General features: G+C 68.8%; 18 protein-coding genes. 6 read left to right on the forward strand and 12 right to left on the reverse strand.

Going from position 1 to position 17,022, the window contains the following annotated elements; all coding sequences use genetic code 11:
* Positions 1-150 precede the first annotated feature (150 nt).
* Together OG627_RS00200 and OG627_RS00205 are read left to right on the forward strand one after the other, a co-directional pair.
* Positions 151-1,584, forward strand: coding sequence for an ABC transporter ATP-binding protein (locus OG627_RS00200; RefSeq protein WP_329072234.1), 1,434 nt, complete (start codon positions 151-153; stop codon positions 1,582-1,584).
* A 252-nt stretch (positions 1,585-1,836) separates the two neighbouring features.
* Positions 1,837-2,028 carry a hypothetical protein gene (locus tag OG627_RS00205; RefSeq protein ID WP_329060150.1) on the forward strand — a complete coding sequence of 64 codons (192 nt, stop codon included), beginning with the start codon at positions 1,837-1,839 and terminating at the stop codon, positions 2,026-2,028.
* A 101-nt stretch (positions 2,029-2,129) separates the two neighbouring features.
* On the opposite strand, the gene OG627_RS00210 is transcribed toward OG627_RS00205, so the two are convergent.
* Both OG627_RS00210 and OG627_RS00215 read right to left on the reverse strand, forming a co-directional pair.
* Positions 2,130-2,570, reverse strand: a complete 441-nt coding sequence (locus OG627_RS00210) for a VOC family protein (protein ID WP_329060152.1) — start codon at positions 2,568-2,570, stop codon at positions 2,130-2,132.
* A 429-nt stretch (positions 2,571-2,999) separates the two neighbouring features.
* The gene (locus OG627_RS00215) at positions 3,000-3,938 is read right to left on the reverse strand and encodes an NADP-dependent oxidoreductase (protein ID WP_329060154.1); all 939 of its coding nucleotides are present in this window, start codon (positions 3,936-3,938) and stop codon (positions 3,000-3,002) included.
* A gap of 103 nt (positions 3,939-4,041) precedes the next feature.
* On the opposite strand from OG627_RS00215, the gene OG627_RS00220 reads away from it, so the two are divergent.
* Positions 4,042-4,608 carry a TetR/AcrR family transcriptional regulator gene (locus tag OG627_RS00220; protein WP_329060157.1) on the forward strand — a complete coding sequence of 189 codons (567 nt, stop codon included), beginning with the start codon at positions 4,042-4,044 and terminating at the stop codon, positions 4,606-4,608.
* 32 nt (positions 4,609-4,640) lie between these two features.
* On the opposite strand, the gene OG627_RS00225 is transcribed toward OG627_RS00220, so the two are convergent.
* From OG627_RS00225 to OG627_RS00245, 5 genes are all read right to left on the reverse strand, one after another.
* The gene (locus OG627_RS00225) at positions 4,641-4,982 is read right to left on the reverse strand and encodes a hypothetical protein (protein ID WP_329060159.1); all 342 of its coding nucleotides are present in this window, start codon (positions 4,980-4,982) and stop codon (positions 4,641-4,643) included.
* A gap of 191 nt (positions 4,983-5,173) precedes the next feature.
* A complete protein-coding gene (locus OG627_RS00230; RefSeq protein ID WP_329060160.1) occupies positions 5,174-5,824 on the reverse strand; it encodes a response regulator transcription factor in 651 nt (216 codons plus the stop codon).
* Positions 5,825-5,894: 70 nt separating this feature from the next.
* Positions 5,895-8,111 (reverse strand): MMPL family transporter, encoded by a 2,217-nt coding sequence (locus tag OG627_RS00235; RefSeq protein WP_329060162.1) that lies wholly within the window; start codon positions 8,109-8,111, stop codon positions 5,895-5,897.
* A 184-nt stretch (positions 8,112-8,295) separates the two neighbouring features.
* Positions 8,296-8,907: a TetR/AcrR family transcriptional regulator gene (locus OG627_RS00240; RefSeq protein ID WP_329060164.1), complete on the reverse strand. Its 612-nt coding sequence runs from the start codon at positions 8,905-8,907 to the stop codon at positions 8,296-8,298.
* 795 nt (positions 8,908-9,702) lie between these two features.
* Positions 9,703-10,608, reverse strand: a complete 906-nt coding sequence (locus OG627_RS00245) for a LysR family transcriptional regulator (RefSeq protein WP_329060167.1) — start codon at positions 10,606-10,608, stop codon at positions 9,703-9,705.
* Positions 10,609-10,698: 90 nt separating this feature from the next.
* On the opposite strand from OG627_RS00245, the gene OG627_RS00250 reads away from it, so the two are divergent.
* Positions 10,699-11,433: an SDR family oxidoreductase gene (locus OG627_RS00250; protein WP_329060169.1), complete on the forward strand. Its 735-nt coding sequence runs from the start codon at positions 10,699-10,701 to the stop codon at positions 11,431-11,433.
* Positions 11,434-11,454: 21 nt separating this feature from the next.
* Here OG627_RS00250 and OG627_RS00255 read toward each other — a convergent pair whose 3' ends face one another.
* Together OG627_RS00255 and OG627_RS00260 are read right to left on the reverse strand one after the other, a co-directional pair.
* Complete coding sequence (locus OG627_RS00255) at positions 11,455-11,724, reverse strand: hypothetical protein (RefSeq protein ID WP_329060171.1); 270 nt, start codon at positions 11,722-11,724, stop codon at positions 11,455-11,457.
* 165 nt (positions 11,725-11,889) lie between these two features.
* On the reverse strand, positions 11,890-12,468 hold the full coding sequence (locus tag OG627_RS00260) for a TetR/AcrR family transcriptional regulator (RefSeq protein ID WP_329060173.1): 579 nt from the start codon (positions 12,466-12,468) through the stop codon (positions 11,890-11,892).
* Between the two features lie 78 nt (positions 12,469-12,546).
* Between OG627_RS00260 and OG627_RS00265 the strand changes: the two genes are divergently transcribed.
* Both OG627_RS00265 and OG627_RS00270 read left to right on the forward strand, forming a co-directional pair.
* Positions 12,547-13,320 (forward strand): oxidoreductase, encoded by a 774-nt coding sequence (locus OG627_RS00265; protein ID WP_329060175.1) that lies wholly within the window; start codon positions 12,547-12,549, stop codon positions 13,318-13,320.
* Between the two features lie 35 nt (positions 13,321-13,355).
* Positions 13,356-13,724: a VOC family protein gene (locus OG627_RS00270; RefSeq protein ID WP_329060177.1), complete on the forward strand. Its 369-nt coding sequence runs from the start codon at positions 13,356-13,358 to the stop codon at positions 13,722-13,724.
* A 140-nt stretch (positions 13,725-13,864) separates the two neighbouring features.
* Here OG627_RS00270 and OG627_RS00275 read toward each other — a convergent pair whose 3' ends face one another.
* The 3 genes from OG627_RS00275 to OG627_RS00285 form a co-directional block, all read right to left on the reverse strand.
* Positions 13,865-14,512 (reverse strand): HD domain-containing protein, encoded by a 648-nt coding sequence (locus tag OG627_RS00275; protein WP_329060179.1) that lies wholly within the window; start codon positions 14,510-14,512, stop codon positions 13,865-13,867.
* A gap of 164 nt (positions 14,513-14,676) precedes the next feature.
* Positions 14,677-15,582, reverse strand: a complete 906-nt coding sequence (locus tag OG627_RS00280; protein ID WP_329060181.1) for an aminoglycoside phosphotransferase family protein — start codon at positions 15,580-15,582, stop codon at positions 14,677-14,679.
* Positions 15,583-15,762: 180 nt separating this feature from the next.
* Positions 15,763-16,980: an alpha/beta hydrolase family protein gene (locus tag OG627_RS00285; RefSeq protein WP_329060183.1), complete on the reverse strand. Its 1,218-nt coding sequence runs from the start codon at positions 16,978-16,980 to the stop codon at positions 15,763-15,765.
* Between the last annotated feature and the right edge of the window lie 42 nt (positions 16,981-17,022).

The following is a 17,022-nucleotide window of genomic DNA, read 5'->3' on the forward strand; positions in this document are numbered from 1 at the left end:
GTTTGAGACACCGTATCGGCGCATCGGTGAGCACCTCTCTCAGGAGACCGTCGTGCCCAGTCACGAAACCTTCGTCCTCATTGGCTCCACCGGACAAAAGTCGAAGCGAAGCCAAATTGCCGGCGCTGGTGGGCGAATGCTCGATGCGGCATTCACCCAGTACGCCACGACCAGCACGCCTCCGGCACGCTGGCATCCAGTGAGGTCGAGGCCGTCCGTGAGTTCTTCGAGAGCGGGATCGACCAGATCGTCACCACGACGGTGTCCCTGGTGTACATCTCCTCGGTCCTGCTGGTGCTCGACCGGCAACTCGGCGCCGCTGCGCTGGCCGCGATGGCACCGATCTACTGGACCATGCGCTCATTCCGCCGACGTTCGCTCCAGGTGTACCACCGGCGCTCGACAGCGGCCGGCGCGGCGGCCGTCGACATGAGCGAGACCTTCGCCGACATCCGTACCGTCCAGGCGTTCGGCCGCGAAGACGTCAACGAGCGTCGGTTCGCCCAGCTCAACAGGCGGCACCGGCAGGCGAACCGTCAGGCCGAACTGGAAATGGCGCGATACGTGACCTCCGCGCGCCTTGTGGCCAACATCGCCGTGGCGGGACTGGTGTTGTGGGGCGGATACCGTGTGGCTTCTGGCACGCTGGAGTTGGGCGCCTATGCCGGCGTCGTGCTGTACCTGCGGGATCTGTTCGACAAACCGCTCAGACTCGGGGGCGTCCTCGACGCCTACCAGGCAGCGGCGGCGTCACTGGGCAAGATCGCGGTGCTGCTGGCCATGCGGCCGACCGTCGTCGAACCTGTCCGCCCCACTCTCCTCCCCGCGCTCTCCGGAGGGTGCGCCGGACGTCAAGTGTGCTACGAGGAGGTCTCCTTCGCCTACGGCAGCGGCAACGGCAACGGCAACGGCAACGGCAACGGCCCAGAGGTACTGCGCGGCTTCGCGCTCGACATCCCAGCTGGCCAGACGGTCGCGCTGATCGGCCCATCAGGCGGCGGAAAGTCCACGCTGGCCAAGCTGCTGGCGCGGTTCCACGATCCGACCGGCGGCCGTATCCTCCTCGGCGGTGTCGAACTGCGGTCCCTCGCGACGGCGGAGCTGCGCCACGGCGTGGTCATGGTTCCCCAGGAGGGCTTCCTCTTTTCCGGGACCGTTGTCGAGAACATCGCTTTGGCGCGTCCCGACGCCGCGCTCGACGAGATCCGGCACTCCGCCGAGACGACCGGGATCCATCCGTTCGTCTCCGCCCTCCCGGACGGCTACCAGACCGAGGTCGGCGGCCGGGGTGGCCGCTTCTCGTCGGGCGAACGGCAGCTGATCGCCTTGGCCCGAGTTTTCCTGGTGAACCCCTCCGTGATCGTGCTGGACGAGGCCACCGCGGTCATCGACATCCCGAACGAGCGCGCAGTGCAGAGCGCGATGCGCGCGGCATTCCGGGGGCGAACGGTACTCGTCATCGCTCACCGGCCGGCGACGATCCAAGTCGCCGACCGTGTATTGGTACTGGCCGACGGTCGCGTCATCGAGGACTGCACCCCAGCCGATCTCACCCTGAGAATGCGGCGGAATTGGGCTATCTGACGCCCTGACTGCCTCAGCCGTCCGGCCCCGGTCCGCCGGGGCCGGACGGCTGAGGTCATGTGGCGGGCCGAAAAGGTTGACGCTGTCAGGGGCCGGTGACACGGCGGCGCTGCGGCGCCGGCTGCTGCGGCTGTCCGAGGCCATCGCCCGCCATCCGTACCTCGCCGCCGGGCCCGCCCGGTCGCCGGCTGTCCGGGTGGAGCTGCGCCGCGCGGCCCGCGCGCACGCACGTCTCTCTGAGTCAGCGGCATCGTGAGAGATCACCCGCGCGAGCGCCGGATCCAGATCCTGTCCGTGATCCGGAAGTGGATCACGGAGTCTGGCGAAGGGCCGTCGATCAGGCAGATCGGCGAACGGGGCGGCTTATCGAGCACCCGTTCCATTGCCTTCCAACTGATACAGCTGGAGCGGCGCGGGCTGATCAGCCGCAGCGGTCGGCACTGACGCACGGTCCGCCTCGGGTATTCAGCCAGCGCGCTCCTGGCTGATCGGGTGGTTCAGAACCTCGATGATCTCGTTCAGCTGCGTGGTTCGCTTCCTCCTTCTCAGCCCAGTTGCTCGGCCAGTCCGACGATGATGCCCTCCGGGCCACGGACGTAGCAGAGCAGATAGCTGTCCTCGAACCGGGCGATCCGGCCGATGAGTTCGGCGCCGTGAGGGCGCAGGCGGGCAACGGTGTCCTCGATGTCGTCGACGGCGAACATGACGCGGTGTGTGCCCAAAATATTGTGCGGCCGGTTGCGCGGCCCGGTGCTGATCACCGCGGGGCTGCGGTACTTCGACAGCTCGATCCGGCTGTGACCGTCCGGGGTTCGGACCATCGCGATGTCACAGCGGACTCCGTCGAGTCCGGTGCACTGGTCGGCGAAGAGGCCCTCGACCTCCGCCCTGCCCTCCAGCTCCATACCGAGTTCCACGAAGAACGCGATGGCGGCATCCATGTCCTCGACGACGATGCCGACGTTGTCCATCCGCTGAATCGCCATGCTGGTCTCTCCCTCTTCCTCGTGCGGCCGGTGATGGCTGCTGATGTCCCTGGGCCAGAGCCGGTGGCACGTTCTCGACATTCTCAGACCGCCGAACTCCGAAAAAAACTGGCTCGCGCCTCGGCATCGCTACAGCAGACCGCGAGCCAGGCGCCACCACCGAGGGTGAGTGCGGCGCAGGTGGCCGCTCCCATGAAGACGATCAGCCGCAGCGTGCCGTCCCCGCTTTTCCATGATTGCTCGATGACTGGCAGCGTGCGCGCTTGAGCATTGCGCTTCCCCGCTTCCCCGCTTCCCCGCTTCCCCAAATTAGTTCACGGTGCCGGGTCACCCTTGGCCGGTGGAGTTCCCCGTGCCGCTCGCCCCCAGCGAGCGCCAGAGGAGATAGAGGGTGCTGCCAGTAGAGCGCTCAGTCGTGTCGGTCGCCGTCTAACCGGTATGAGTCATGTCCAGGACGATTTTCCCCCGCCGGGGCGGTCGTGCGGCCGTCTCGTGCGCCTGTGCTGCCTGATGGGCCGGGTAGATGTCCCGGACTGGAACACGGAAACGGCCCGAGTCGGCGAGTGCTGTGGCCGACGTGAGTCCGTGGACGCCGTCCGGCTGGCCGCCGAAGCGGCCCGTGGACAGCCGAACTCCGTACGTGGATGCCCCGAAGTCAGCCAGAGTGACGACACTGTCCGCGGTGCCGACCAGTTCGATCAGCTCGCTCAGTGACCCGGCCCCCGCGACGTCGAGCGCCCGGTCGACCGGAGCGGCGGTCAGCGCGCGGACCCGGGCGGGCAGACCGCTCCCGTAGTCCACGGGTTCGACCCCCAACTTCCTGAGGAACTGGTGGCTGCCGGGGCGTGCGGTGCCGATCACGCGGGCGCCCCGTGCCATCGCAAGCTGCACGACAATGCTGCCGACGCCGCCGGCCGCCCCGTCGACCAGCAGTGTCGTGTCGTCCTGGATATCGAGCAGGTCGAGGGCGCGGGTCGCGGTCTCGATGCCAGTGCCCGCCGCGCCGGCCTCGGCCCACGTCATGCCGTGCGGTTTGTGCGTCCAGAAGTCCAGGACCGCGTACTGCGCGCTCGCCCCGCCCAGCCGTGCCACGTCGACCGCGCCGAAGACCTTGTCGCCGACGGCGTAGTCCGTTACCCCTGCGCCGATCTCGTCGATCACCCCGGCAGCATCGACACCGGGAATGTGCGGCAGGGCGAGCCCCTTGCTCGCAGGGGACGAGCCTTCGCGCAGTGCGAGATCGACGGGTGAGACAGCCGTGGCCCTGACGGCGACGCGGACCTGGTGAGGGCCGGGATGAGGCTCGGGCGCGGTACCCAGCTTCAGGACCTCGGGCGGGCCGAACCGCTCGAACTGCACAGCAAACATGATCACCTCTCCCACCCGGAGTCTCCGGGTGCTTGAATCAGGTGAACATCGTTCCGGAGCATCTGTTCCACATCGGGGGAAGATGAGAGGGACGGGGAGAAAAGTGACTCGGAAAACCAGGACCGACGCGACCGGCAACCATGAGCACATCATCGCGACCGCCCGCGATGCCTTCGCCACGGAGGGCGTGGACCTTCCCATGCGCGAGATCGCGCGGCGTGCCGGTCTGGGCATCGCGACGCTGTACCGGCACTTCCCCACCCGCACGGACTTGATCAGCGCGGCCCTTGCCGGGCATGTGGCGGCCTGCCGGGCCGACATGCAGGCCGCACTGGCCGAGCCGGACGCCTGGACCGCGCTCAGCGGAGTCATCCGCCAGTTCGCGGAACACCAGATCCGGTCCCCCGGCCTCAATGAGGCCCTGCTGGGCTCACACACAGCAGGCGACGCGTTCCGCGACGACCGGCGGGCCCACTCCGCAGCACTGGAACAACTCGTCGCCCGCGCACACCAGCAAAGGGTCCTGCGGCAAGGGACCTCCGTCACAGACGTCCGCGTCGGCCTGATGGCGATCTCCTCACTGCACCCCACGCGGGTCGATCGACGGCCCGACGCGATCCGTACCCTGCTGGGGCTGCTTCTGGCGGGACTGCACACACCCGATCACTGAACCGCCCGCTCTCCGGCCGCCGAGGTGGTGAATCAGTCGGTGGCTTCGGCGCCGGTCCTGAGCAGTACCCGCGCGGGACCGGCGATGCCGTCCTGGACGGCGTGGCCGCGGCCCGGGAGCGGGCTGCTCTTCGAGGCGAGCCGCTGCCAGGCGCTGGCGGAAGATCGCGCGAGGATCACGGTGGCGAACTGCTCCCGGGCGGCGAGGGCAAGGCCACAGCCGCAGGCCCGGCCGTTGCAGAGGACGTGGTTGCGGGCCCGCCTTCCCTCGTACGGGGCCTCCTCCAGCGTGGTGTTGGCCGGGAATTTCTTCGGGTCTGCCGTCTGGTCGGGCGCCCCACGGCAGCAGGCCCGCTGCCTCGTCGTCCACGGCACCCCGGACACCCCCTCCCCCCCCTCCGACGGCCCGCTCGCCCGCCACCGGCCAGCCGCCCCGCTTGCGCCGCCTGTGCACACCAGCCCGTACCGGGTGTTTGTCCGCGGCGGGCCGCGGGCCTGTGGCTGGAGCCTCTCGGTTGCTGCGGCACCTGAGACGGGGAGCGGCGTAGGGCGCGTACGGTGCTCGCTCAGCTCGCGCCGGAGGCAGTCCGAGTGCCCGGGACGACCAGCCGGTTTTCGTAGGCGAGGGCGACGAGTTGGGATCTGCTGGACACTCCGAGCTTATGCATGATCCGGTTGACGTGTGACTTGACCGTGAGGGGGCTCAGGTCGAGCACGTGGGCGATGGCGGTGTTGTCGGGAAGAGTCGCGATGAGGGCGAGCACTTCGCGTTCCCGCTGGGTGAGTGGCGCCAGGGCCCCGGGCGCGGTGGGTACGGAAGGCGCGTGGGAGGGGGCGGGCGAGATGACCATGGCGCCGCGGCAGATGACGTCCAGTGCCGTGAGGAATTCGTCGGGTTCGAGGCAGGGGCCGAGCACGCCCGTCACGCCCGCTTCCGTGAGGAGCGGGAGTTCGGCCGGCGAGATCGTGCCGAGTACGGCGATTCGAGTGCAGACGGCGGCGTGACGCAGTGACACCTGGGCTGCGGCCGATGGGGTGCGGGTGAGTTCGTGGGCCTCGATGAGCAGGAGGTCGCAGGTCGTGGAGGTCAGGGTGGCCAGGGCCTCGGCGAAGGTTGCGATTTGGGCCTGGAGGACATAGGCGGGGGACGCGGCGATGACGCGCGCGTAGGCGTCTCGGACGAGGATGGGGCCGCCCGCGAGGAGTACTCGGTGCATCAGCCCGTCCTTCGGGCAGGGGGACGGGCCCGCGGCGGCGTGGCAACCGCGGGCCCGTGGGACGGGGTTGTCAGTGGTTGAGGTCCGTGGGGCCGGCGTAGCTGGGTTCACGGACAGCGTGAGTGGTGGGAGTGTGCTTGGCGAGCTTCTCGCCTTCGATGTCGACGTTGGGCAGGATGCGGTCGATCCAGGCGGGCAGAGCCCAGGCGCGCTTGCCCAGGAGTGCGAGGGCTGCTGGGACGATCGTCATGCGGACGACGAACGCGTCGAAGACGACGGCGATGGCCAGGCCGAAGCCCAGTGACTTGATCATGGCGTCGTGGGAGCCGACGAAACCGGCGAAGACGCTGATCATGATGAGGGCCGCGGCGGTGACGACGGTGGCGCTGTGCTTGAAGCCCGTCTCGACCGCGGTGCGGGCGTCGGCTCCGTGGACGTATGCCTCGCGCATGCGGGTCACCAGGAACACCTGGTAGTCCATCGCCAGGCCGAACACGATGCCGACCATGAGGACGGGCATCAGGCTCATGATGGGGCCGGTCTGTTCCAGGCCGACGAGGTCCTTCAGCCAGCCCCACTGGAAGACGGCGACGAGGGCGCCGAGGGAGGCAAGTACGGAGAGCAGGAACCCGAGGGCCGCCTTGACGGGGACGAGGATGGACCGGAAGACGAGGATCAGCACGAGGACGGCGAGACCGACGACGAGCGCCAGGTAGGGAACGATGGCCGCACTGAACTTGTCGGAGATGTCGATGTTGAGTGCCGTGGTGCCGGTCACGAGGGAACGGGCACCGGTGTCGGACTGGAGGTCACCGGCCAGGACACGGATGTCGTTGACGAGGCTCTTGGTGGCGTCGCTGCCCGGCGCGCTCTTGGGGACGACGGTGATGATCGCGGTGTCGCCGCTCTCGTTGAAGGCGGCCGGGGTCACCGCGGCCACGTCCGGAAGGCCGGCGAGGGACTTGCCCATGTCCTCGGCACCGCCGCGGGCGACGGCCGGGTCCTGATCGTCGACGGTCACGGTGAGGGGACCGTTGAAGCCGGGCCCGAAGGACTCGGACAGCATGTCGTACGCCTTGCGCTGGGTGGACGAGGCGGCCTTGGAACCGTCGTCCGGCAGCCCGAGTTCGAGCTGGGTGGCCGGGAGCGCGACCACGCCGAGGGCGACCACGGCCAGCAGGAGCATCTGGGCCGGCTTGCGCAGGACGTAGGAGATCCAGCGCTGCCCCAGCCCCCGCTTGGCGGTGTCGGACGCGGGGGCGGCCTTCTTGCGGGTCCTGCCGCGGACGCGTTCGCCGGCGAAGCCGAGGAGGGCGGGAACCAGGGTGGTGGCGACGAGGACGGCGATGACAACAGCGCCGGCGGCGGCGAGGCCCATCGCGGTCAGGATGGGCAGGTTCACCACCGCGAGGCCCGCGAGGGCGATGACGACGGTCAGTCCCGCGAAGACCACGGCGGAACCCGCGGTGCCGTTGGCGCGAGCGGCGGCCTCGCGGGCGTCGTAGCCGTCCGCGCGTTCGGAGCGGTAGCGGGAGACGATGAACAGGGCGTAGTCGATGCCGACCGCGATGCCCAGCATCGTGGCGAGAGCCGAGACGTTGCTGTTGAGGTCGAGCGGGCCGCTCAGAGCGGTGATGGCGACCATGCTCACGCCCACTCCGACGAGCGCGGTGAGGAGGGGCAGGCCGGCGGCGGTGAGGGAACCGAAGGTGATGAGGAGGATGACGGCGGCCAGGGCGAAGCCGATGACCTCGGCTGTGTGGCTCTCCTCGGGGACGGTCTGCGCGTTACCGGCGGCTTCCACCGTCAGCCCCTGGTCGCGGCCCGATTCGAGGGCCTTGTCGAGGCCGGTGTGGTCGCCGTCGGTGAGTTCGGAGTCCGAGGCGGTGTAGGTGACCTGGGCGTAGGCGGTGGTGCCGTCCGCGCTGACTGTCTTGGCCGCGAAGGGATCGCCGACCTGCCCTATACGGGTGGAGGAACCCTTGACGTCGGCCAGGATCGCTTCGAGGGCGGCCTTGTTCTCCGGGCTGCTGATCTTCTCGCCGTCGGGCGCGCGCAGCACGACGCGGGCGGTGGCTCCGTCGGCGTTGGCCGCCGGGAACTTCTCGCCCAGCAGGTCGAAGGCGCGCTGGGCCTCTGTGCCGGGCAGGGTGATGCTGGTACTGGCGGGGCCCGAGCTGTTGGAGGCGCCGATGCCCACGGCGCCCAGGACGAGCGCCCAGAGGAGGACGACCAGCCAGCGCCACTTGAACGCGGCCCCGCCGATCTTGTGCAGGAAGGTAGCCATGAGGGAGACGCTCCGGATCGATGGTGTTTTTGGACGTGCGGTGCCCTGAGCCCGGCCGGTGACTGGTGCGGGCCCGAAGAGGGCGTGCGGAGATGGACGAGCGGCGTTACGCCGTTGTCAGGACGTGCGGGGGCGCCGGTAGTGCTGAAAGGCGCGGCCGGAAGGCAGGACGGCTGGGGTCGGGTCAGACGGTGGCGGGCTGTGCGGTGAGAGCCGGCAGAAGCACCAGCTCGACAACGGTTTCCATCAGTTTCTGGGTCGCCGGGGTCCCGTGGAGGATGGTCTGTGCGAGCCAGGGGCCGAGCAGGATCTGGTCCGCCAGGTCGATGACCGGGTTTCCGGCTTCGATCTCTCCCCTGGCCACCGCACGGTCGAACAACTGGGCCAGATCGCGCTGGATCGGATGGATCAGGATCTCGCGCACGATCTCCATGAGGCCCGCGTCCTGGACGATGGCGGCCGGCACCGAGGTGAAGGTGTCCTTGACCAGGTCGTCCGCCACCAGGTACCGCGCCACGTCCATCAAGTCGCCGCGCAGACTGCCGGTATCGATACTGGACAGGTCGTTCCCGTCCTCCATCGTGAGGGCCTTCCACGCCGAGATCACCAGCCGCGGCTTGCTCTCCCACTGCCGGTAGAGCGTCGCCGTGCTGCACTTGGCCCGCTGCGCGACCGCGGCCATGGTCACCTGCTCGTAACCGACCTCGCCCACAAGCTCGGCCGTCACCAGCAGCAGCTCACGCTCCCGCTCCGCGGTGAGCTTGCGGCGGCGCGACGCCGCGGGTACCTCGGCCATGGCTGCTCCTGATCCGGTCCGTAGATGACAACAGAACTGTAGCCACCCCAAGAAACGAAAATCAAGTTTTCGAAACGCATATTTTCGAAACTTCGATTTTCGATCCCGGGTTCGGAGATCCGGCCCGGGGGCACGCCTGGAACGCGGTGACCGCGCGGGTGTGGGTACGGGGCGCTCGTTCCTCCTCGCCGGAGCCGCGACGGGTCGGCGGTTCGTCCGTCCCGCGCACACCTGACGCGCGCGGGACGGACGCCACCCTGCTCGATCGCCCCCAACGGGCGACGAAGTCGAGCCGAGGGTTCCACGGACGCTGGGGTCACGAACGGCTCATCGGATGCAGGGGCGTCGAGCCCTTCCGCCAGAAGGTCGTGCCGGAGAGTGGGGCCGAATTCTGCCGGGAAGCCTCGGCCATCTCGCACTCGGAAGGACCGCACCCCCGTCGATCCAACGCGGACGAGGCGCGCTTCCTCCCTGTTGATCATCACCAGCATCGTCCGGTCCGGATCAGCCGCCAGCGGAAGCAGCACCCTTCATCACGCCGGGTTGACCGGGAAGGCCACCATGCCGATGGCCTGCGACCACACCATCCGATCGGATCGACGGGACAAGGGGCTCTTCACAGATCCAAGCTGCCGCGGCACCCAGGTCCTCTGTCACCCCTCGCCCCCCGGCCGCGGAGTCGCTCGGGGGCTGTGGCAACGGCCCGCAGGGTGGGCTCGTAGCCCGGCCTGCTGTAAAAGCCTCCGCGGATGACGCCGACCCGGTGCCTCGGCCGCAGTCCCCTGAATGCTCTACTCACCGGCCCCGAGGAGCGGGGGTTTCCGATGGCCAGGCGTTGCGGAGATCGTTGATCAGAGGGTTGTCATCGGCCGCGCGGGTTGCCAGGACGACTCGGACCGGGGCGATGCCCTCGATGGGCACGGTGATCAGGTCGGGGCGCAGTTGGGGCCGCCGGTCGCCGGCGGCCAGAATCAGTACTGTCCGTTCCTCGGCGACGAGGTCGAGCTTGTCCTCGAACGATTCGTAGTCGATCGGCGCGCTGCGAGCCGGAACGCCGTCCGGGCGAGGCTCCAGGCGGGCGAAGTCGTTCCATTGGGGTATCGCGCTCGGGCATTGCGGGAGAGCTTCTTCGCCGAGGTCCTCGATGCTCACCGACTCCTTCCCTGCTAGGCGGTGGCCTTGGGGGACGACCAGGACCCGTGGCTCGGCCCACAACTCGGTGAGGCGCAGGCGGTCGGTGGGGAAGGGCAGCGGGGCGCGAGCGACCAGGGCGTCCACGCGGCGGTCGGTAAGGGCGTGGGCGTCGTTCCACTCCAGATGGCGGGTCCGGATGCGGGCCGCGGGGTATCGATGCCGCAGTTGGCCTACGGCCTGAGTGATTACCAGGTCCTCGACGTAACCGATGGTGAACTCGCGCGGGGTGGCGGCGTCGCGGGCGGCGAGCTCGGCTTGATGGGCCGCTTGGAGCAGCGCCTGCGCCTGCGGCAGGAAGGCGCGACCGGCTTCCGTGAGTCGGCTGCCCTGCGGGGTGCGGTCGAAGAGGCGCACGCCCAGGTGTTCCTCGAGGCGCTGGATCTGACGACTCAGGGATGGCTGCGCGACGTGCAGCGCCGCGGCGGCGCGGCTGAAGTTGGCGTGCTCTGCAACGACGGTGAAGTAGCCGACAAGCCGCATATCGAGGTCCGATCCGGGAACGCGCACGCTTTCGAGCGTACCAACATGCGGTGCGCGCATGACGGGTTGCGGATCAGGTCTTGGACACCGTCGCCGGTCCGGGATTTGAATTGAGGCATGGGAAAATACAACGGAAAACGCGCCCTCGTCACCGGCGGCAGCAGCGGAATCGGTCTGTCGGTCGCACGTCTGCTGGCGGCCGAGGGCGCTCGGGTGATGGTCACGGGGCGCAAGGAAGCTGCACTCGAAACGGCGAGCCAAGAAGGGTTCGTCGCGGTTCGCAGCGATGCCACCTCAAAAGCCGACATCGACGCGCTGGCGAGGAAGGTCGAGGATGCCTTCGGCCGACTGGACGCGGTATTCCTGAACGCGGGCATCACCGACTCGGTGTCGTTCGAGGCGACGACCGAGCAGATGTACGACGCCATCTTCGCGGCCAACACCAAGGGACCCTATTTCACCTTGCAGCGGCTGCTTCCGCTGCTTGCCGAGGGCAGCGGCGTGGTGCTGACCACCTCCGTCGCCCACGAGTTGGGGCTGCCGGACCACAGTGTCTACGCGGCGAGCAAGGCGGCCCTCCGGTCGATGGCGCGAACCTGGGCTCGTGAACTGCTGCCACGCGGTGTGCGCGTTAACGCGGTGAGCCCGGGGCCTATCGACACAGGAATTCTGCACAAGAATCTGCCCGCAGAGGTGGCGGATGAAATGCTGGCGGGTTTCGCCGCCCAGATTCCGATGCTGCGTACAGGGAATCCGGAGGAGGTCGCGCGTGCTGCCATTTTCTTCGCCTTCGACGCGACCTACACCACCGGGGCCGAGCTCGCGGTGGACGGTGGCGGCACCCAATTGTGAGGCCGCCCACGTGAACACCGTTCAGGATCGGTAGGTGTTCACGCTCCGCGCCGGATCGGGAATGCGCTGTTCGGTGAGGATGAGGCGGAGCGCGCTGCGGGAGAGCCGACTTCGAGCGCCACGGCCAAGGCGCGCAGGCTCGGATCGCGCGGGGGCATGGGCGGCGTAACCGCGCCCGGGCGGCGGCGCGTTGCGGTAGGCGTCGTAGTGCTCCACCTTGGCGGTTGGGCGGGCGTAGGACATCGTGCGGTCGATCTTCACGCACGCGTCGGGGCCGTCGACCAGGAGCACACCACGCCGTCGGGCACCAGGGAATAGGGAACCGGCCGGAGTGGTGGGCGACCTCCACCTGCCAGTCGGCTTGGTCGGCCGCCTCCGGCTGGTGGAAGGGCGACGACGGTGCCCAACTGGCTCTGGGCGACTCTGCTGGCGCTGCGCGGACGTGGCGCGGTCGAGTCAGCCGTGGCCCGCTGCGCCATGGCGCAGCCCGTCGTACAGGATCGTGGCGATACGTACCGCGTCGTCCTTCCAGCCGTTGGCGCGCAGCCCGCAGATGCCGCCGAGGGCCCGCAGCACGATGCGTCCGCCAGTGCCGCTGCGGACGAGGCCAGCCGCAGCGCCTGCGGCGAGCAGTTCGTCCAGGGCGCGCTCCATCTCGTCGCGCGTGTCGTCGAAGGTCGACGAGTCGGTCGCCATGATGCTCTCCAGCGCCTCCCCCATCCCTCTGCCCACTGCCGCGTGCTCCACGATCAGCAGCAGGAAGGCATGCAGGGCTTCGTCCGGGGCGTGTTGTGCGAGAAGTCGGGTGGGGGCCGCGCAGAGCTCGGTGACCTCTTGGCGGTACACCTCCGCGATGAGCGCCTCGCGCGTTTCGAAGTGGCGGTAGAGCGTGCCGACGGCCACACCGGCTCGGCGGGCGATCTCCTCCACGTGCGTGTCTTCGGCGTCGTCGGTGAGGAATGCCTCGCGCGCCGCGGCCAGGAGCGCTTCGCGGTTCCGGCGGGCATCGGCACGCAGTGGACGTGGTGACGGCAACGGTCCTCCATAAGGTGAGTCCGACTCCGTTTGTGTACAGTAACCGGAGTCGGGTTCACTTTACTGGAGGAGTTCGCCGTGACGATCGTGAACGAAGAGCTGGCCGGCCTGCGCGTGCTCGTGACCGGCGGTAGCCGAGGGATCGGAGAGGCGACAGTTCGTCGTCTCGCCGCAGCCGGCGCCACCGTGCTGACCGCCTCGCGGACCGCGCCCGCGGACGACCTGCCCGCCATCTTCATCACCGCCGACCTGCGATCCGAGGAAGGCGCAGCGGAACTCGGCCGGCGAGTGGTGGACCACGTCGGAGGCATCGACGTCCTGGTCAACAACGCCGGATCCGCGACCGGACCGGTGCCGACCCTGGAGCGGTCCGACGCGTCTTGGCTCGCCGACCTGGAAATGAACCTGCTCGGCGCGGTCCGGCTCGACCGGGCCCTGGTTCCCCAGATGGTCGAGCGCGGCTCCGGCGTCGTGGTCCACGTCTCCTCCATCGCCAGTCACCTTCCCCAGCCCGCCGAGGCGTCGTACGCCGCGTCGAAGGCGGCGCTCAACGCCTACAGCCGCGAACTGGCGACGGCGGTGGGACAGCACGGCGTGCGCGTGGTGTGCGTTGTGCCGGGCTTCGTCGTCACCGAAGGAGCTGTCGGCCATCTCCAGCAGATGGCCGACAGCCAGGGTGTGGGCATCGATGACATCAAGCAGCAGATCGTGGATCACCTGAAGGTGCCGATGGGGCGCCCCGGCGAACCCGAGGACGTCGCAGAGATGATCGCGTTCCTTGCCTCCGGCCGCGCCAAATGGCTCACCGGTGCGCAGTTCCGCGTCGACGGCGGCATCATCCCGGTGGTCTGAACCGCACCCCGACACGCAATTCCAGGAGAGACATCATGACCTTCAGCCTGACGTCACTGATCGTGGACGCCGCAGACCTGGAGAGCGAGAGTTCGTTCTGGCACCGGCTGCTCGGCGGCTCGATCACGAGGACGGCAACGCACCACTTCCTGCAGCTCGACGGCTTCCCCGTGATCGTGATCCAGCAGGCTCCGGAACATGTGCCGCCGCGGTGGCCCGACGGCGCCTCCCAGCAGATGCACTTCGACCTCGCCACGGACGACGTGGGGAGCGCGGACAAGCGGGTGCTCGACGCCGGCGGTCGACGGCTGCGGCCGACGGACGATGTCGCCCCCTCCGCCCAGCAGGGTTCCCGGGTGTATGCCAGCCCGGCCGGTCATCCCTTCTGTCTCCGCTCAGCCTGATTCCGCGGAACTGAGCGGCACCCCGGCAGGGCGCCGATCGCCGCAGCCGTGTTGAGACCTCGGCGGGCCGGTGGGGTCCAGCGGCTGCACGCCGTCGAAGGTGGCCACCACGACCGTCTGACTCGTTGGGGTGCGGGTGACTACTCGGCCCACGGGGAGTCCAGGATGGTGCGTACGAAGTCCCCGCGCTCGAAGCCGGGCACATAGTGCGCGAGCACATCGGCTTTGACATTGCCGAACGTGGTCTGCGGCTTGGAACGGATCCCGTCGGTGAAGGCGTCCAGGATGCGCTGCTTGAAGCCGGGGCGCGGGTGAGCGGCGACGACAGCGACACGGTCCGCCTCGTCGAGGTCGTGGTAGCCGATGCCGAGGACGTCGTACTCCACGCCTGCGGTCACCAACGCCACCTCCGGCTCCATGAACGCGGGGATGCCCGGGGTGGTGTGCAGCGCGATGGCGGTCCACACCCGTCGGATGCTGTCCTCCGGTACCTGACGTGCTTGCAGGAAGCGACGGGCTTCATCGGCGCTGTCCACCTCGAAGCGTCGCCCACTGCCGTGGAACGGTTCGCTCAGGCCCAGGTCGTGGAACATCGCCGCGACGTAGAGCAGCTCGGGGTCGAAGCCGAGGTCCCGGTTGGCCCCCTGGAGGCTGCCGAAGAAGTACACACGACGTGAGTGGTGGTAGATCAGTTCACTGGTGCTGTCCCGTACCAGCTCGGTCGCCTCCCGCGCGAGCTTCGAATCCGGCACACGCACCCCGGCCAGTACTGAGGAATCACCCGTCATCGAAACCACCTGGTCTCTCCGTCCACCGGTCGCTCCGGCAACACCTCCAGTCTCCGCATCACCAGATCGCCGCGCCACGGCTGTGCGGATGAAGTACTGCGAAAGAGGCAGTGATCGCACACCGCCCCATCAGGATTTCCTCACCCGCGACCGGCTGCTTCACGTCACGCGAGCGACGTGTCCGCCAGGATACGTTCCAAGGATCGTTGACCCATCCGGCTCATGGCCGGGTTGCTCTCGACGTAGTACCAGACCAATCCCATCGCTTGAACGAACGCCCACGCCTTGCCTCGCTCCCATTCAAGGCCGTCGCTGCCCAGGTGATCGCGGAGCACCTGTCGCGGGCCGGCCTCGAGCAAATGCCACGCGCTCACGAGATCCAGCGAAGGGTCAGCCGGCCCGAAGCCGCCGACGTCGAGAATCCCCGCGAGCCGGCCGGCGGACACGAGCACGTTGCCAGGAATCAGATCGCCGTGGGCCATGACGTCCTCAGCTTCACCTCGCGGCTGCTCGCGCAGAGTTGACCAGATGCGGCGCAGCCGAGGGACATCCAGGAGTTGCTCACTGTGTCTGAAACAGGTCTCCATCCACGGGTCATGGGATTGCAGATCGCCTCCTCGACCTGTGCCGGCGAACGCGCGGCCATGCGTGTCGATCGCGCGCAGGTCGCCGATGAGATCCGCCAAGTCGTGCGCAAACGCGGACGATTCACCTGGGTCCTCGTTGGCGGCCACGATCCCGGGCAGCCACGTCTGCACCGACCACGGAAGCGGGTAGCCTGCCCCGGGTTCACCAAACGCGACCGGCTCGGGCGTGGGGAAACGCGTACGGCTTGCCAGCTCGCGAGCCGCCTCCGCTTCGGACTCCAGCCAGCGCCGAGTCGGCTCGACGTCTGCGGACTCAAGAGGGAAGCGGGCTGCGAACCGATCGCCAATGCGGAAGATGGCGTTGACCGTACCCTGCTCCGCGATACTCCTGACTGGCAGGTTCCGCCACTCAGGGAACTGCTGCTCCACCAACTCGCGCACCATCTCAGGTGACACGGTTAGCTGATTGGCGTGCATCTTCATGGTGGAAGCATCCGCGTCACGATCTTCAGCCGCAAACCCATTCTTTTTGTCGCGCGACCTTACGAGTCGTAGGAGCCGCCTCACAACGCGTGGAAACCGACGCGGTTCGGGTGGGGCTCAGCCGAGCCGTCCTGCTCCCCCAAGGCCCTGCGAGGGGCCGTAGTGCTGCGATCCCGGTACTCAGGGGAGGAACGTCACTGCCGGGAAAGCCGGGGATGGCCCGTCGAGCAGGTGCCCCCGGCGGTGACGCAGATGCTCGTTGAAGAACGCGAGCGGGTACGCCTGCTGGATCTTCACCGCCTGGTCGGGATCGAGGGTGCCGATCACGTCCTGGAGCTGCTGCCTGCTCCATCCGAGCAGCTTCGCCACCTGTGGGAACAGCGCCTCGTTGTCGCCGTAGGAGACGTGGGCGGCACCGTGGGCCTCGATGTTCAGCCGCCGGCCCCGCAGGTGCGACCAGAACGCGGCGGCCTCGGGGTCCGTGGCCCGGGTGAAGACAGCGGACATCATCATGAACGGCCGGTCCAGGTCGCCGGCCAGCGGCGGGTTCATCTGCATCGGGCCGTCGAGGCTCAGCCCGGCCCGGATGCGCTCGTCCGCGAGCGTGGCGCAGGCGGTGGCCGTACCGCCCTTCGACCAGCCGAACGCGCCCATGCGCCGCGGGTCGAGGGAGCCGAGCAGCCCGGCCGGCAGCTCCCTCTGGTCGACGTCCGGATTGCACCCGGCGGCGAGCTGCTCGACGCAGTCGAGGACGAAGCGCAGGTCAGCGGCGAAGTCCCCGGGCAGCGTCGGCGCCTGCCTGTCGTAGAGCGGGACGGCGATCCGGCCGTCGGGGAACTCGGTGTACGAGTCGTACTGGTGAGCCACCGTCACAGCCGCGTATCCGTGGCTGGCCAGCTCCTGGACGATGACGGTGTGGTCGCCCTGGTGGCTGTGCGCGCCGTGCGAGAACACGACGACGGGCAGCCGTCTGCCCGACCGCCGCACCGGAGCGCCCACGTGGCCGGCGGTGAGCAGCGCCAGGGGTGTCAGAGCGCTTAACCCCGCGTCGGCGAGGAACGTCTGAAGCGCGCCGGCCGGCATCCAGGGCGCCACCGGGTACCGCTCGACGTTCCGGGCGGGGTACCAGACGGTGGCCATCAGCTCGCGGAAGTGCCCGAGGCCCGCGATGTCGTCCGGACGCGACCGGTCGACGAGGTGCAACTGGACCATGCCCACAGGATGTGGCCCGGTCGGTACGGGCAGCATGAGCCGCGTCGAGGCGGACCCGGCCTCGGCCGGGTCCGCCCACGCGGGGTTGGCGGCGACAAGCGGCACGGCGGCCCCTGCGGCCAGCGCGGCTCCCAACATGCGGCGGCGCGTCATGCCCTTGCGGCTGATGAACGGCGTGGCGGTCATGTGCCCTCCCGTGGTGACGGATCGTCAACCGTGCCGCGACGG

The organism is Streptomyces sp. NBC_01429 (assembly GCF_036231945.1).
GTDB lineage: Bacteria > Actinomycetota > Actinomycetes > Streptomycetales > Streptomycetaceae > Streptomyces.

What these genes read in the sequence shown, in the direction of transcription:
- OG627_RS00210 (WP_329060152.1), bottom strand. Translation starts at nt 2,570, where the DNA reads ATGGCGATTCAGCGGATGGACAACGTCGGCATCGTCGTCGAGGACATG.
- OG627_RS00215 (WP_329060154.1), bottom strand. Translation starts at nt 3,938, where the DNA reads ATGTTTGCTGTGCAGTTCGAGCGGTTCGGCCCGCCCGAGGTCCTGAAG.
- OG627_RS00230 (WP_329060160.1), bottom strand. Translation starts at nt 5,824, where the DNA reads ATGCACCGAGTACTCCTCGCGGGCGGCCCCATCCTCGTCCGAGACGCC.
- OG627_RS00235 (WP_329060162.1), bottom strand. Translation starts at nt 8,111, where the DNA reads ATGGCTACCTTCCTGCACAAGATCGGCGGGGCCGCGTTCAAGTGGCGC.
- OG627_RS00240 (WP_329060164.1), bottom strand. Translation starts at nt 8,907, where the DNA reads ATGGCCGAGGTACCCGCGGCGTCGCGCCGCCGCAAGCTCACCGCGGAG.
- OG627_RS00250 (WP_329060169.1), top strand. Translation starts at nt 10,699, where the DNA reads ATGGGAAAATACAACGGAAAACGCGCCCTCGTCACCGGCGGCAGCAGC.
- OG627_RS00270 (WP_329060177.1), top strand. Translation starts at nt 13,356, where the DNA reads ATGACCTTCAGCCTGACGTCACTGATCGTGGACGCCGCAGACCTGGAG.
- OG627_RS00275 (WP_329060179.1), bottom strand. Translation starts at nt 14,512, where the DNA reads ATGACGGGTGATTCCTCAGTACTGGCCGGGGTGCGTGTGCCGGATTCG.
- OG627_RS00280 (WP_329060181.1), bottom strand. Translation starts at nt 15,582, where the DNA reads ATGAAGATGCACGCCAATCAGCTAACCGTGTCACCTGAGATGGTGCGC.
- OG627_RS00285 (WP_329060183.1), bottom strand. Translation starts at nt 16,980, where the DNA reads ATGACCGCCACGCCGTTCATCAGCCGCAAGGGCATGACGCGCCGCCGC.